The 15,298-nt window shown below is 64.8% G+C and carries 9 protein-coding genes and 1 tRNA gene; 6 read left to right on the plus strand and 4 right to left on the minus strand.

The window, feature by feature from the left end; translation table 11 throughout:
- Window positions 1-73: 73 nt before the first annotated feature.
- The 3 genes from ACN9MX_RS03685 to ACN9MX_RS03695 are packed head-to-tail and all read right to left on the minus strand — an operon-like array spanning window position 74 to window position 4,002.
- Entirely contained in the window at window positions 74-2,518 is a 2,445-nt protein-coding gene (locus ACN9MX_RS03685; protein WP_426387227.1) for a TonB-dependent receptor domain-containing protein, read from the minus strand.
- Window positions 2,502-3,434: a FecR family protein gene (locus tag ACN9MX_RS03690; protein WP_363735388.1), complete on the minus strand. Its 933-nt coding sequence runs from the start codon at window positions 3,432-3,434 to the stop codon at window positions 2,502-2,504. The genes ACN9MX_RS03685 and ACN9MX_RS03690 overlap by 17 nt, the downstream gene beginning before the upstream one ends.
- Window positions 3,435-3,489: 55 nt before the next feature.
- Window positions 3,490-4,002 carry an RNA polymerase sigma factor gene (locus ACN9MX_RS03695; protein ID WP_133651998.1) on the minus strand — a complete coding sequence of 171 codons (513 nt, stop codon included), beginning with the start codon at window positions 4,000-4,002 and terminating at the stop codon, window positions 3,490-3,492.
- 283 nt (window positions 4,003-4,285) lie between these two features.
- On the opposite strand from ACN9MX_RS03695, the gene ACN9MX_RS03700 reads away from it, so the two are divergent.
- The 6 genes from ACN9MX_RS03700 (at window position 4,286) to glgX (ending at window position 14,938) form a co-directional block, all read left to right on the plus strand.
- A complete protein-coding gene (locus ACN9MX_RS03700) occupies window positions 4,286-5,491 on the plus strand; it encodes a serine hydrolase domain-containing protein (protein ID WP_363825577.1) in 1,206 nt (401 codons plus the stop codon).
- A gap of 87 nt (window positions 5,492-5,578) precedes the next feature.
- Window positions 5,579-8,065: a glycogen/starch/alpha-glucan phosphorylase gene (locus ACN9MX_RS03705; RefSeq protein WP_363825580.1), complete on the plus strand. Its 2,487-nt coding sequence runs from the start codon at window positions 5,579-5,581 to the stop codon at window positions 8,063-8,065.
- Window positions 8,066-8,083: 18 nt separating this feature from the next.
- A complete protein-coding gene (gene glgB / locus ACN9MX_RS03710; protein WP_363825581.1) occupies window positions 8,084-10,246 on the plus strand; it encodes a 1,4-alpha-glucan branching protein GlgB in 2,163 nt (720 codons plus the stop codon).
- Between the two features lie 50 nt (window positions 10,247-10,296).
- On the plus strand, window positions 10,297-11,556 hold the full coding sequence (glgC, locus tag ACN9MX_RS03715) for a glucose-1-phosphate adenylyltransferase (protein ID WP_363734971.1): 1,260 nt from the start codon (window positions 10,297-10,299) through the stop codon (window positions 11,554-11,556).
- Between the two features lie 35 nt (window positions 11,557-11,591).
- A complete protein-coding gene (gene glgA / locus ACN9MX_RS03720; RefSeq protein WP_363825584.1) occupies window positions 11,592-13,034 on the plus strand; it encodes a glycogen synthase GlgA in 1,443 nt (480 codons plus the stop codon).
- Entirely contained in the window at window positions 13,031-14,938 is a 1,908-nt protein-coding gene (gene glgX, locus ACN9MX_RS03725) for a glycogen debranching protein GlgX (protein WP_363825586.1), read from the plus strand. Before glgA ends, glgX begins: the two co-directional genes overlap by 4 nt.
- A 248-nt stretch (window positions 14,939-15,186) precedes the next feature.
- Here glgX and ACN9MX_RS03730 read toward each other — a convergent pair.
- Window positions 15,187-15,262, minus strand: a tRNA-Lys gene (locus tag ACN9MX_RS03730).
- Window positions 15,263-15,298 lie beyond the last annotated feature (36 nt).

Raw genomic sequence — 15,298 nt, forward strand, 5'->3', positions numbered from 1 at the left:
TCGATGAGCGCGCATGCGGGGGAGACGGCGCCGGACCGGCCGGTCCGTCACCTAAAAATAATGAGACGCAGGATCAGAAGGCGAAATCCATCCCCAGCCGGACCGTCCGGGGACGCTGGGGCGTCACATAATCGCCGCTGATGTCGAACGGCGTGCCCAGCGAGAAGCGGTTGCCGCTGCTGTCGAACAGGTTGGTGAGAGATAGCGACCATTGCATGGGTCCGCGGGTCAGCGCGGCGTTGAACGCCGTGTCCACATAATTGCCCTGTTCGCGTCCCAATATCGGTCCGACGCCCAGGCGCGACTTGCCGACATAGCGGGCCGATCCGCTGAGATGGAGTTGCATCTCGTCTCCCACACGCGCGCGGTAGTCGACGCCGATGCGCCCGCCCAGATTGGCGACATTGGGCAGGCTCAGCGACTGCCCTTCGTAGGACAGCAGCCGCACGAACTGCGCCGGACGGTTGAGCCGGCTGTCGTTGAAGATGATGCTGCCGTCCAGCGTCAGGCGCGGGATGGGGCGGACGACGACGCGCCCCTCCACCGTATAGATGCGTCCGTCCCCGATATTGTCGGTGGTCGGGATGCCGATGCGATCGGTGACGTCGGCCTGGATGTCCTTCCACCTCGTATAGGCGAGATTGCCGGTCAGCGCGATCCTGTCGACCCCAGGAATGCCCCGGCGAAAGCCCAGTTCCAGCGTGGAGGCGCGGTCGTTGCGGAAACGCTGGATATGCTGGTCGTCGACCGCCAGCCCCCCAGGGCGGAATCCCTGCTGGAAACGGGCGTAGATGGTGGTTCCCCGCCAGGCGTCGGTCAGCAGGGAGAAGGAGGGGAGGAAGATCGTTTCGTTCCGGTTCGCCTGCGCCTCGGCCCTCGCAATGGCGGCGAGGGACAGGAGGGCTATGGGATCGAGCGCCTCGCCGGTCAGGCGGCTGTTGGTCAGCCGGCCACCGACCGTGGCGATCAGGCCGCGCACGGGTTCGAAGGATGCCTCGCCGAACAGCGTCGCCTCGCGGATGCGGTTATGCACGCCGGTCGACGTCGCCGGCATGCCGCGCCCGTACATCGGCACACCGGGAATGACCTGCGGCTGCATGATGTCCGCGCTGTAGGATGTCAGCGAACGATGGATGTCCGACGTGCTTTCCAGATAGGACGCGCCCAATATCCAGCCCAGACCATTGTCCAGATCGCGGACAATGCGGTTTTCGGTCGAGAAGATATCGACCTTGTTCCTTTGCCGGAACAGGGCGGCGGGTGCATCGGCTCCGAACGGGTCATATTGCGTCGCGTCATAGCTTTCCGTCAGGACGTTGTGGACGAAGCCGGTGGACGAGATGAAACGCAGATTGTCCCACTGCCTTTCGATGCGCAGATTGGCGAGCGCATAGCTGGACGAATAGGGCTGGGCGACGGCGGATGCGCGCTCGAGTTCGCCGATATCCTTTTCTGCATATTGGGCATCGTCGCCCTTGATGCGCTGGAAAACGCCGGTGAGGTCCATGGTCCAGTCCTCGTTCGGCGCGAAACGCAATGCGGCGCGACCGCCATAGGTGCGGATGCGGTTGACGTCATGCCTGTTGCGCAGGACGTCGTCGATATAGCCGCCATCCTGCACGCCGTACCCAACGACGCGCAGCGCGATCTTCTCCGTCAGGATCGGCAGGTTGATCGTCGCGGACAGGTCCCCGCCGGGCGCGCCATGTTGCGTGGCGCTGAGGCCGGCGGAAGCCTGCCCGCCGGTGCGCACCAGATCGGGCGCATTGGGTATCATGCGCACGATGCCACCCAGCGAACCCGCGCCATAGAGTGTGCCCTGCGGGCCCTCCAGCACTTCCACCCCCTGCATGTCATAGAGCCGCAGGTCAGGGTCGGGCGCCGCATAGTTGAGCCGCATGTCGCCCAGATACTGGCCCGACGTCGCCTGCGTGGGGCCGGCAACGCCGCTGTCGGCGATGGCGCGGATGAACAGCTTGTTGCGGCCTTCGCCGGCATGGGTGGAACTGAGGCTCGCCACGCGGAAGATCAGGCTGGCGGTGCCCCCGGCCGCCTCGGCGGCGGTGAAGGCGTCATCGCCCACCACATCGACCATGCCGGCATAGCGGGGCAGCGGGGTGTCGCGCTTGGACGCGGTGACGATGATGTCGGCAGGTTCGGGCGCGGCCTGCGCAACGGGCCGGGCTATGTGGGGGCGGCCCTGTTCGCGCGCGGTGGCAGTCCGCACGATCCGCCATGTGGTCGCGTCGATCCGCCGGATGCTGGCATCGCTGCCTTTGATCAGCCGCTTCAGCGCAGCTTCGACCGAGAGGCGGCCTGCCACGGCCGGCGTGGCGATGCCGGCCAGCGACTGGTCGGACATGCCGATGCTGGCTCCGGTCTGACGGCCGAGCGCTATCGCCGCCTCGCCCAAATGTCCGGGGGCGATGCTGATTTGCTGTCTATCCGCCGCCCGCGCGGGCGAAGCGGCCATCATGGCGAGGGCGGTGACGATCAGGACGTCAGCGTGGCGGGCCATCCCCCTCCTTCAACAGCCAGCCGTCGCCTTCCCTGACGGCGCTAAGGCCCATCAGTGGCGCCGCCTGACCAAAGAACCGCGCCGGATCCCGGTCCAGGCGGATCGTGCCGGTGAAGCGCATGGCTCCCGCGCCGGGCGTGGCGGTAAGCCGGACGCCCAATGAACGGGCGATGTCGGCGCTGATCTGCGTTACCGGGGCATTGGCATAGCTCAGCCGGCCCTGGCGCCAGCTTGCCACGGCATCGGTCGCGATATCCATGACGCGCAGGCCGTTTTCGTCATCGGTCAGGGCGCGACCGGCGGGGAGCGCGATCGCCTCCGCCTTCGGATTGTAGATGACCTCGCCCTCCGACACGCCGATGCGCGTCGCTGTGCCGGTCCGGACGATGTTGAAGACGGTGCCTGCATCCTCGAACAGCGCGTTGCCCACTGTGACGCGGAAGGGGTCGGCCGGGTCATGCCGCACGGTGAAAGCGGCCTCGCCGCTGTCGAGTGCCGCGAAACGCGCGTCATGGCGATCGAAACGCATGGTGGTGCCACCGTTCAGTTCGATATGCGTGCCTTCATCCAGCGCGACGGTGCGCGTTTCGCCGGGCCGGGTCGTGACGGTGTAGATGTCGCTGCGGTTCCACATGCCGATAGACAGCGCCGCGACCAGCGCCGCGGCCACTGCGCCGCCGCCGATCAGCGATCTCGGCCAGCGCCAGCCACGCGTGCCCGCATCATTGGCAGGCGCGGCGATGACGACCGGCTCTGCAGGAATGATCCGCACCAGGTCGGCGTCCGCCGCCATCAGCGCGTCATAGGCAGGCGCATGCGCGGGATCGGCCTCCAGCCAGGCGGTGAAGGCTTCCCAATCGGCAAATTCGGGATCGCGCGTCCGGATGACCCATCCGAGCGCCTCCTCGTTCATCATGGCCTTAGCCCCGTTCATTTCAGCCCCTCATCTGAACCAGACGCCACCGCCATCCTCATTCCGTATCCAGTTTCTGCTTGAGGGCGATCATCGCGCGATAGGCTTTCTGCAGGTCCTTCTCCACGGTGGTCAGGCTGACGCCCAGTTCCTCCGCGATCAGCCGTTGTCCCACGCCCTCCAGACGGAAGCGACGGAACACCATCTCGACCCGCGGCCCCAGGGACCGCAGCACGGCGCGGGCCTCCTCCAGCCGTTCGTTCAGGACCAACCTTTCATCGACGGCGATATCCTCCGACGGATCGGCCATCACGCCGCCTGCACCCTCCGCCCAATCCTGTTCGCGCCGCTCCCGCCGCGTGGCGGACCGATAGCGATCGAGCATCAGGTTGTTCGCCATGCGGTAGAGATAGGGCAGGGGATCGGCGATCGGGCCGAGATCCTTCTCCTCCAGCTTCATCCACATGTCCTGCAACAGATCCTCGGACTCATCGCCCGCGCCGCGCGCGCGCAAAAACCGCAGCAGAGCAGGGCGATTGTTCAGGAAGATGGCGGAGAGGCCGGTAGCCATGAAGAACGTGCGTCCAGTGGGATCAGGCGGTTGCCATAAAGGGCCGATGAGGGCGTTGCAACGGGCAAGCGGTCCATGGGATCTTGCCATTTACCCGCGGCCATGCCTGTTCTAGGACGGATCGACATTCAGGTGATGACGAGCCGAAAATGGTGATTTTTCGTGACCCGGCGCGCAGCCTGCTTCCAGTAGGTGAGCACCGGAAGCACGGAAAGCCGCCATTTGCAGGCCGCCAGGACTGAATGTCGATCCGTCCTGGATGGTCAGGTCGGCAGGAGGATCGATGCAGCTAATCGGGCAGGTGGACGTGGCGGCGGCGCGAGCGGCCGGCATGAATGCCGGAAAATTGCAGGCGCTGGCCGATTTTGTCCATGATCGCTATGTCGCGCCCGGCAAGCTGCCCCATATGCAGTTGCTCGTGTCGCGTGACGAGCAGCCGATCGTCTCCGTCCGCAGCGGCGCGGCGCGCGCCACCGGCGAGCCGCTGGGCGACGACGCGCTTTACCGCATCGCCTCCATGACCAAACCGGTGACATCGGTCGCCTTCATGATGCTGGTGGAACAGGGGCTGGTCGCGCTGGACGATCCGGTGGTGAAGGTGCTGCCGGAATTTGCCGACCTCGCCGTCGGCGCCGATGGAATCGGGCGGATGCGGCGACCGATACTGATGATCGACCTGTTGCGGCACACCTCTGGCCTGACCTATGGATTGCAGCGGCAGACGGCCATTGACGCGCGCTATCGCGATCTTGGCCTGGACGAGTTCCAGCAGAAGCGCAGTTCCGACGACTTCATTGCGACCCTCGCCGCGCTGCCGCTGGAATTTTCGCCTGGTGACCGATGGAACTATTCGGTTTCCACCGATGTGCTGGGCATCGTGGTCGAACGGCTGAGCGGCCTTGACCTGGAGCGCTATTTTCGCGAGCGCATCTTCGATCCGCTGGGCATGCCCGACACATTCTTCGAACTGCCGGAGGACCGGGTCGAGCGGATGACGGACGCGTGGCAGTGGGCACCGGACGGCACGCTTTCGCTCTACGACCGGGGCGCGCGCAGCGGATGGCGCAGGCCGCTCAGGCTACGTTCGGGCGGCGGCGGCCTCCTATCCTCCGTGGCTGATTACCACCGCTTCGCGCGGATGCTGCTGCGCGGCGGCGAACTGGACGGCGTGCGGCTGCTGAAACCGGAAACGGTCGCGACGATGCACGCCAATCATCTGCCCGGCGGCGGCGACCTGGCCAGCCTGTCCTCCTCCATGTTCAGCGAAGCGGATTATGCGGGCGTCGGTTTCGGCCTGGGCTTCGCGACGGACCTTCGGACGCAGGAATATTATTGGGGCGGGGTGTTCTCCACCTTCTTCTTCATCGATCCGGTCGAGCGGCTGATCGCCATATTCATGACCCAGCATTTTCCCTCGAGCATCCATCCGGTCCGTCGCGAGTTGAGGCAGGGTGTTCGCCGTGCCATCGCCGAAAGCCGCACCGATTAATTGCTGCGCTGCAAAATTTGCTGGTGGCGCGCCTCGGGACGGCGTGCCATCATCGCGCCTGGACTCAAAGGCGAAAGGGGCACATTTATGAACCTGAAAGGCCAAACCACCCTTCCCAAGCCCGCTCCGCGGCAGGTCGACCCACAGGTCCTTGCCCATGAGATCGTCGAGCGGCTCACCTACCGGATCGGCAAGAACGCGACGGCAGCCAAGCCGCATGACTGGCTGCATGCGGTGATCCTCGCCATTCGCGACCGGGTAATCGACGCCTGGATCGCCTCCACGGAGAAAACCTATCAGGAGCAGGGACGGCGGGTCTATTATCTGAGCCTGGAATTCCTGATCGGACGGCTGATGCGCGACGCGGCGTCCAACATGGAAATGCTGGACGACATGCAGGCGGCCTTGGCGTCGCTGGGCGTCGACATCGACATCATCGCCGCGCTGGAACCCGACGCCGCCCTGGGCAATGGCGGCCTTGGCCGGCTCGCGGCCTGCTTCATGGAGAGCATGGCGACAGTGGACGTGCCCGCCTATGGCTATGGCATACGCTATGTGAACGGCATGTTTCGGCAGGAAATTTCGGACGGCTGGCAGGTGGAACTGCCCGAAACCTGGCTGACCCATGGCAATCCCTGGGAATTTGAACGGCGCGAGGCGAGCTATGAGATCGGCTTTGGCGGCCGGGTCGATCCGTCGGAAAATGAGGATGCCGGTCCCCACCAGATGCGCTGGCGCCCGGCCGAGCGGGTCATCGCCACGCCTTATGACACGCCGATCGCGGGCTGGCGGGGCAAGCGGGTCAACACGCTTCGCCTGTGGGAAGCCCAGCCGATCGATCCGATCCTGCTCGACCGCTTCAACGCTGGCGACCATCTGGGCGCGCTGACGGAAAGCAATCGGGCGGAGGCGCTCACGCGCGTGCTCTACCCGGCCGACAGTTCCCCGGCGGGTCAGGAATTGCGGCTGCGGCAGGAATATTTCTTCTCTTCCGCATCCCTGCAGGACATCGTCCGGCGGCATATCCAATATTTCGGCGATATACGCACCCTGCCGAACAAGGCGGCGATCCAGCTGAACGACACCCATCCGGCGGTTGCCGTCGCGGAACTGATGCGGCTCCTCCTCGACGATTACGGCCTCGACTTCGACGAGGCGTGGGACATCACCCGCCGGACGTTCAGCTACACCAATCACACGCTGCTGCCCGAAGCGCTGGAAAGCTGGCCGGTACCGCTGTTCGAACGGCTGCTGCCCCGGCACATGCAGATCGTCTATGCAGTGAACAGCCGGCTGCTGGGGGAGGCGCGACGCCTGAAGGCCGAAGATGGCGCGGGCCAGTTCGACGACCGGGCCATCGGCACCATCTCCCTGATCGACGAGGGGGGAGAGCGGCGGGTGCGCATGGGCAATCTGGCCTTTGCCGGATCGCACAGCGTCAACGGCGTGTCGGCGCTGCATACCGAATTGATGAAGGAAACGGTTTTTGCCGATTTCCACCGGCTCTACCCGACGCGGATCAACAACAAGACCAATGGCGTCACCTTCCGCCGCTGGCTGATGCAGTGCAATCACGGGCTGTTCGAACTGATCAGGGAAGCGATCGGGGACCGCTTCATGGACGATCCCGAAGCGCTGCGCGAGCTGGACCGCTTCGCCGACGACAGCGCGTTCCAGGAGAAATTCCTGGGCGTCAAGCGCGCCAACAAGGTGGCGCTGGCCGATCTGCTGCGCCAGCGGGTCAATGCCCGGATCGATCCTTCGGCCATGTTCGACATCCAGATCAAGCGCATCCATGAATATAAGCGGCAGTTGCTCAACATCATCGAGGCGGTGTCGCTCTACGACCAGATACGGTCGCATCCGGAGCGGCATTGGGTGCCGCGCGTCAAGCTGTTCGGCGGCAAGGCGGCGCCCAGCTATCACAATGCCAAGCTGATCATCAAACTGGCGGGCGATGTTGCGCGGGCGGTCAATCACGACCCGGCGGTGAATGGCCTGCTGAAGGTGCAATTCGTGCCCAACTACAATGTGTCGCTGGCGGAAATGATGATTCCGGCGGCGGACCTGTCCGAACAGATTTCGACTGCGGGCATGGAGGCGTCGGGCACCGGCAACATGAAGTTCGCCGTCAACGGCGCGCTCACCATCGGCACGCTGGACGGCGCCAATGTCGAAATGCGCGACCATGTGGGGGAGGAGAATATCGTGATCTTCGGCCTCACCGCCGCGCAGGTGAACGAACGGCGCGCCCAGGGCTACGACCCGCGCGAGGTGATCGGCCAGAGCCGCGAACTGGGCCAGGCGCTGGATGCGATCGCGAGCGGCGTCTTTTCCCCCGACGATCCGGGACGGTACAAGGATCTGGTGCAGGGCATCCATGATCATGACTGGTTCATGGTCGCGGCCGACTTCGACAGCTATTCCGCCGCGCAGCGCCGGGTGGACGGAATATGGCAGGACCAGGCGCTATGGGCGCGCAGGGCGATCCACAATGTCGCCCGCATGGGCTGGTTCTCGTCGGACCGTACGATCAGGGAATATGCGACGGACATCTGGAAGGTGCCGGTTTGAAGCGAGGCCGGATCTAGCGTGGGCCCGAACCCGGAACAGATCGCCCGCCTGCTGGAGGGGCGGGAGGACGATCCCTTCGCCACGCTTGGCGTCCATCCGGCGGCAAAGGGTTTCACCGCCTGCGTCTTCCTGCCGGACGCGGTGCGCGTCGAGGCCTGCAGACTGGACGGCAAGGCGGTCGGCACGTTGGACCGGCTCCATCCGGAAGGGCTGTTCTTCGGCAGGATCGCCATCCGCAAGCGCCAGCCGCTGCGTTACCGGGCGACCTATGCCGATGGCGGCGAACATGCGCTGATCGATCCCTACAGCTTTGGCCCGGTACTGGGGCCGATGGACGATTATTATTTTGCCGAAGGGTCTCACGCGCGGCTGTTCGACAAGATGGGTGCCCATATCATGACCCATGAAGGGGTGGAGGGCACGCATTTCGCGGTCTGGGCACCCAATGCGCAGCGTGTGTCGGTGGTGGGCGACTTCAATCGCTGGGACGGACGCCGGGCGCCGATGCGGCGTCGCCAGGATGCGGGCATATGGGAAATCTTCCTGCCCGAACTGGGCGTCGGCAGCGCCTATAAATATGAGATTGTCGGGCCCGACGGCAATGTCCTGCCGCTGAAGGCCGACCCCTTCGCCTTCCGCTCCGAATTGCGGCCCGCCACCGCTTCCGTCGTGGCGGCCGCCCCGGACCATGACTGGGGCGACGAACGCCACCGCGACTATTGGCAAAAGGCCGATCCGCGTCGCGAGCCCGTTTCCGTCTATGAGGTGCACGCCGGTTCCTGGCAGCGCGACGATGACGGCAATTTCCTTTGCTGGGATGCCCTTGCCCAACGGTTGATCCCCTATGTGGTCGGCATGGGCTTTACCCATATCGAATTCCTGCCGATCAGCGAATTTCCCTATGATCCGAGCTGGGGATACCAGACCACCGGGCTATACGCGCCGACCGCGCGCTTTGGCGATCCGGAGGGCTTTGCCCGCTTCGTCGATGGCGCGCATCGTGCGGGCGTGGGCGTCATCCTCGACTGGGTGCCCGCCCATTTCCCCACCGACGCCCATGGGCTGGCCCGTTTCGACGGCACCGCCCTTTATGAACATGCCGATCCGCGCAAGGGATTCCATCCCGACTGGAACACGGCGATCTACAATTTCGGCCGGCGGGAGGTGGCGCAATATCTGGTCAACAACGCCCTCTTCTGGGCGGAGCGCTACCATGTCGACGGGCTGCGGGTCGATGCCGTCGCCTCGATGCTCTATCTCGACTATTCCCGCAAGGAAGGGGAATGGATCCCCAACAGCCAGGGCGGACGGGAGAATGTGGAGGCGGTCGATTTCCTGCGGCAGATGAACAAGGCGCTCTACGGCACCCATGGCGGCGTCATGACCATCGCCGAGGAATCGACGAGCTGGCCCAAGGTGTCGCATCCCGTCCATGAAGGGGGCCTGGGCTTCGGCTTCAAATGGAATATGGGCTTCATGCACGACACGCTGCGCTATCTGGCGCGTGATCCGGTGCACCGCGCCCATCACCATGACGACATCACCTTCGGCCTGCTCTACGCCTTTACGGAGAATTTCGTGCTGGCGCTGAGCCATGACGAGGTGGTGCATGGCAAGGCTTCCCTGCTGCACAAGATGCCGGGGGACGACTGGCAGAAATTCGCGACCCTGCGCGCCTATTACACGATGATGTGGGGCTATCCGGGCAAGAAGCTGCTGTTCATGGGGCAGGAATTCGCCCAGCGCGATGAATGGAGCGAGGCGCGGGCGCTGGACTGGCATTTGCTCGATCACGCGCCGCATCGGGGCGTGCAGTTGCTGCTGAGCGACCTCAACCGCCTCTACCGCTCCCGTCCTGCGCTGCATGCCCGCGATTGCGAGCCGGAGGGGTTCGACTGGGTCCTGGTCGATGCGGCGGCGGACTCGGTCTTCGCCTGGGTGCGACGCGCGCCCGGCGTGGCGCCCATCGTCGTCATCAGCCACTTCACGCCCACATTGCGCCACGGATACAGGATGCGCCTTCCCTCCGGCGGCCGCTGGCGGGAAATCGTCAACAGCGACGCCGTCGACTATGGGGGCAGCGGCGCGGGAAATATGGGAATTGTCGTCGCTGATGAAGAGGGGTGGGCCAATGTCACCATTCCACCGCTTGCAACGTTGATGCTGGAACTGGAATATTGAAACGAACGGGCGGAATATCAACGCTCGCGAGCATGAAGGAGAAGAGGGCGATGCAACCAAGGAACCAGCCGATCGCCCGTGACGCCATGGCATATGTACTGGCCGGGGGCAGGGGCAGTCGCCTTGCCGAACTGACCGACCGGCGCGCAAAGCCCGCAGTGCATTTCGGCGGCAAGGCCAGGATCATCGATTTCGCCCTGTCCAATGCGCTCAACAGCGGCATCAGGCGCATCGGCGTCGCGACGCAGTACAAGGCGCATTCGCTGATCCGGCATCTCCAGCGCGGCTGGAACTTCTTTCGCACGGAACGCAATGAAAGCTTCGACATCCTGCCCGCCAGCCAGCGCGTGTCGGAAAGCCAATGGTATGAAGGCACGGCCGACGCGGTCTTCCAGAATATCGACATCATCGAAAGCTATGCGCCGGAATATATGGTCATCCTGGCGGGCGACCATGTGTACAAGATGGATTATGAACTGATGCTCCAGCAGCATGTCGACAGCGGCGCGGACGTCACTGTCGGTTGCATGGAGGTGCCGGTGAAGGAAGCCAGCGGCTTCGGCGTCATGCATGTGGACGAGCAGGACGTGATCACCGCCTTTGTGGAAAAGCCGAAGAACCCGCCGCATATTCCCGGCAGTCCCGGCATGGCGCTGGCGTCCATGGGCATCTATGTCTTCCGTACCGCCCTGCTGATCGAGGAACTGCGACGCGACGCGGACGATCCGGACAGCAAGCGCGATTTCGGGGGTGACATCATCCCGCATATCGTCCGCCACGGGAAAGCCGTGGCGCATCGTTTCTCCAACAGTTGCGTCCGCGCGGAAAGCGAACCCGTGCCCTATTGGCGCGACGTCGGAACGATCGACGCCTATTGGCAGGCGAATATCGACCTCACCGATGTGGTGCCCTCGCTCGACCTCTATGACCATAGCTGGCCGCTCTGGACCTATTCCGAAGTCACGCCGCCGGCGAAATTCGTCCATAATGAAGAGGGGCGGCGCGGTTCCGCCACATCGTCCCTGATCGCGGGGGGATGCATCGTATCGGGATCCTCGCTGCATCACAGCCTGCTCTTCACGGGCGTGCGGACGCACAGTTTCTCGTCCGTGACGGAAAGCGTCGTCATGCCCAATTGCGTGATCGGCCGGGGTGCGCGGCTGCACAAATGCGTGCTGGATTCGGGCGTCATCATCCCGCCGGGCCTGATCGTCGGAGAGCATCCCGAACATGACGCGCAACGTTTCCGACGAACGGACAGCGGCGTGACGCTGATCACCCAATATATGATCGAACGGCTGGTGGACTGATCTTGGGCAAGGCAGGGGAAAGCAGGGCAGGGGCCATGCGGGTGCTTTCGGTGGCGTCCGAAGTCTATCCGCTGGTGAAGACCGGCGGATTGGCCGATGTGGCCGGCGCATTGCCCGGCGCGCTGGCGGCGCAGGGCGTGGAGGTCAGGACGTTGGTGCCCGGCTATCCGGCTGTTCTGTCGCGCCTCGGCAAGGCAAAGCCGCTGCGCCGCTATGACGCGCTGTTCGGCGCATCGGCGGCGGTACTGGCGGCGAAGCTGGGCGAACTGGACCTGTTGGTGCTGGACGCCCCCGACTTTTTCGCGCGGGAGGGCGGCCCCTATGGCGATTCGGCCGGGGGCGAATGGCCAGACAATTGGAAACGCTTCGCCGCCCTGTCCCGCGCAGGGGCGGACATAGCGGCCGAGGGGGTGAAGGGCTGGCGACCCGACCTCGTCCATGCGCATGACTGGCAGGGGGCGATGACCGCAGCCTATATGCGCTTCGGGCCGGCCCATGCGGTGCCCAGCGTGGTGACAATCCACAATCTGGCCTTCCAGGGGCGCTTCGGCGCGGACGTCTTTCCGCAGCTCGGCCTGCCGCCCGAAGCCTGGGGCGTCGACGGCGTCGAATATTATGGCGGCACCGGCTATCTGAAGGCCGGGCTTGTCTCGGCCGACGCGATCACCACCGTCAGCCCCACCTATGCCGACGAAATCCGCTCCCCGGTGCATGGCATGGGACTGGATGGCCTGATCAACGGGCGCTCCGACAGGCTGCACGGCATATTGAACGGCGTGGATGCCGCCATATGGGATCCCGCCGCCGATCCCCTGATCGCCAGGCCGTTCAGCGCGCGGGCCCTGGGCGGGCGCAGCGCCAGCCGACGGGCCCTGGAAGCGCAGTTCGGCCTAGACCGCGACGACGCGCCGATCTTCATCATCGTCAGCCGCCTTACCTGGCAAAAGGGGATGGACATGGTCATGGATGCCATCGACCATCTGGTGGGGCTGGGTGGCAAGCTTGCGCTTCTGGGATCGGGCGATCATGTGCTGGAGGGCGCGTTCCTGGCGGCGGCGGATCGGCATCGCGGGCGGGTGGGCGCGCGGATCGGCTATGACGAGCCGATGTCGCACCTGATGCAGGCGGGGGGCGACGCCATATTGATCCCATCCCGCTTCGAACCCTGTGGCCTGACCCAGCTTTACGGCCTTCGCTATGGCTGCGTGCCGGTGGTGGCTCGGGTCGGCGGCCTGGCCGACACGGTGATCGATGCCAATGAAGCTGCCGTCGGCGCGGGAGTGGCCACCGGCATCGTCTTCCCCCCGTCCGACCCGCTCGCCCTGCACGGAGCCATAGCTCGCGCCATCCGGCTCCATGCGCAGCGGCCGACATGGCAGGCGATGCAGCGTGCCGGCATGCACGCCGACTTTTCCTGGACCCGCAGCGCGGCGCGCTACGCGGCGCTGTTCCACGCACTGATCCAGACCAGGGCATGAGCGCTGAGGCGCTGGGTCCGGACCTGCACGGGCATGGAACCCGTTTCCGCGTCCATGCGCCCGATGCGCACCAGCTCTGGCTGTGCCTGTTCGACGCCGGAGATCGCGAGCAACGCCTGCCCATGGCAAGGGACGATGCGGGGGGCTGGTTCATCGATGCGCCCGGCGTGGGGGACGGCGCGCGCTATGGGCTGCGTGCCGATGGTCCCTATGATCCCGATACTGGTCTGTGGTTCGATCCGGCCAAGCTGTTGCTCGATCCCTATGCCATCGCCATCGACCGGCCGTTCACCTATGACCCGATGCTGGCAGCGCCGCGCCACGAGGGCCGGGACACAGCGGTCCTGATGCCCAGGGGGGTGGTGACCGCGCCCTTGCCCGGGGTCGCTCCAGAACCGCCGATCTTCCGGCCCGGCGGGCTGATCTATGAAGTGCAGGTCCGCGGCTTCACCATGCTGCATCCCGACGTTCCGGAGGCGCAGCGCGGCACCATAGCCGCCCTTGGCCACCCCGCAGTGGTCGAGCATCTGCGCCGCCTGCACGTTTCCGCCATCGAACTGATGCCGATCAATGCCTGGATCGATGAGCGGCATCTGGGGCCGCTGGGGCTGCACAACGCCTGGGGCTATAATCCGGTCAGCTATTTCGCGCTCGATCCCCGGCTGGCACCCGGCGGCATGGCGGAATTGCGCGGCGTGGTGGCTGCGCTGCATGCCGCGGGGATCGGCGTTATCCTGGACATGGTCTATAATCATGACGGGGAAAGCGACCGTCTGGGGCCTACCCTGTCGCTCAGGGGCCTGGATGCGCGCAGCTATTTCCGGCACGAACCGGACGGCCGCCTGATCAACGATACGGGCACGGGGAACAGCATCGACTGCAACCATCCCGTCGCGCAGCGGCTGATCCTGGATTCGCTGCGTCATTTCGTCACCGTGGCGGGCGTCGATGGCTTTCGTTTCGACCTTGCTCCCGCTCTCGGGCGGCTGCCTGCGGGTTTCGACAGCGACGCGCCCTTGCTGGCGGCGATGCGCGGCGATCCGCTCCTCTCCGATCGCATCCTTGTCGCGGAACCGTGGGACATCGGTCCAGGCGGTTATCAACTCGGGCGGTTCGGGGAGAACTGGCTGGAATGGAATGATCGCTATCGGGACGATCTGCGCCGCTTCTGGCGCGGGGATGACGGCATGATCGGCGCACTGGCGACGCGACTTGCGGGATCGTCCGACATATTCCACGCCGCTCCGGCAACGCGCACCGTCAATTTCCTGGCTGCTCATGACGGCTTCACGCTGGCGGATGTGACCGCCTATGAACATCGCCGCAATGAAGCCAATGGCGAACAGAACCGCGACGGCCATGGCGAGAATTTCAGCTGGAACAACGGGACCGAGGGTGAGAGCGCCGATCCGGACGTCCGGGCCGCGCGGCGACGCGATATCATGGCGCTGCTCGGCACGCTGTTCTGCTCGCGCGGTGCGATCATGCTGACCGCCGGCGACGAGTTCGGACGGACGCAGCATGGCAACAACAATGCCTATGCGCAGGATAATGCGATCGGCTGGATCGACTGGCAGGGACGGGACCGGGAGATCGAGGCACATGCCTTCGCCCTTGCCGCCCTGCGCGCAGCGACGCCGGATTTGCATCGTACCGACTGGCTGTCCGAAGCCGACGTGGAATGGCTGGACGAGCAGGGCCAGCCGATGACCGTCTCGCAATGGGAGCAGCCTGACCGCCGCTGTCTGGCGATGCGGTTCCGCAGTTCGGGCTTCAGCGTCTTCATCAATGGCGATGATGTGCCCCACGACTTCGGCACCGTGCACGTTCCTGCGCGAACCGTACTGCCCATCCTGGCTGGACAGCCCAGCGGCCCGAACAGCCTGCCGACGCAAAGCGCATGAGGCTGCAAAAGCCGAAATCGATTACGCGCTGGAACCAGACAATGCCGCGCTGATCCGTTACTGGAACCAGATCGGTGGTTAAGTCGTTCATCTTGCAGAAAGAAAGGGAGAAGGCAGATGGACGATGCGCTAAAGCCGCATGCCATGTTCGGCATATTGTTCGGCCTGCTGGTTTCAATCGAGATCTGGTGCTTCGCCGCACTGCTGATCCACGCCGTCGATTGACGAGACATCGAAGATCAGCGGGATGGTGAGCCCTGCTGGATTCGAACCAGCGACCTACTGATTAAAAGTCAGTTGCTCTACCGACTGAGCTAAGGGCCCTCATGTCCTGAGGTCCGCACGCACTAGAGGCGGCGG

It is taken from the genome of Sphingobium sp. R-21 (assembly GCF_049913335.1).
Taxonomy (GTDB): Bacteria; Pseudomonadota; Alphaproteobacteria; order Sphingomonadales; family Sphingomonadaceae; genus Sphingobium.

Bases quoted from the DNA above. Each gene is read 5' to 3' on its own strand.
- glgX (WP_363825586.1), top strand. From the start codon at position 13,031: ATGAGCGCTGAGGCGCTGGGTCCGGACCTGCACGGGCATGGAACCCGT.
- ACN9MX_RS03695 (WP_133651998.1), bottom strand. From the start codon at position 4,002: ATGGCTACCGGCCTCTCCGCCATCTTCCTGAACAATCGCCCTGCTCTG.
- ACN9MX_RS03700 (WP_363825577.1), top strand. From the start codon at position 4,286: ATGCAGCTAATCGGGCAGGTGGACGTGGCGGCGGCGCGAGCGGCCGGC.
- glgA (WP_363825584.1), top strand. From the start codon at position 11,592: ATGCGGGTGCTTTCGGTGGCGTCCGAAGTCTATCCGCTGGTGAAGACC.
- ACN9MX_RS03705 (WP_363825580.1), top strand. From the start codon at position 5,579: ATGAACCTGAAAGGCCAAACCACCCTTCCCAAGCCCGCTCCGCGGCAG.
- ACN9MX_RS03685 (WP_426387227.1), bottom strand. From the start codon at position 2,518: ATGGCCCGCCACGCTGACGTCCTGATCGTCACCGCCCTCGCCATGATG.
- ACN9MX_RS03690 (WP_363735388.1), bottom strand. From the start codon at position 3,434: ATGATGAACGAGGAGGCGCTCGGATGGGTCATCCGGACGCGCGATCCC.
- glgC (WP_363734971.1), top strand. From the start codon at position 10,297: ATGCAACCAAGGAACCAGCCGATCGCCCGTGACGCCATGGCATATGTA.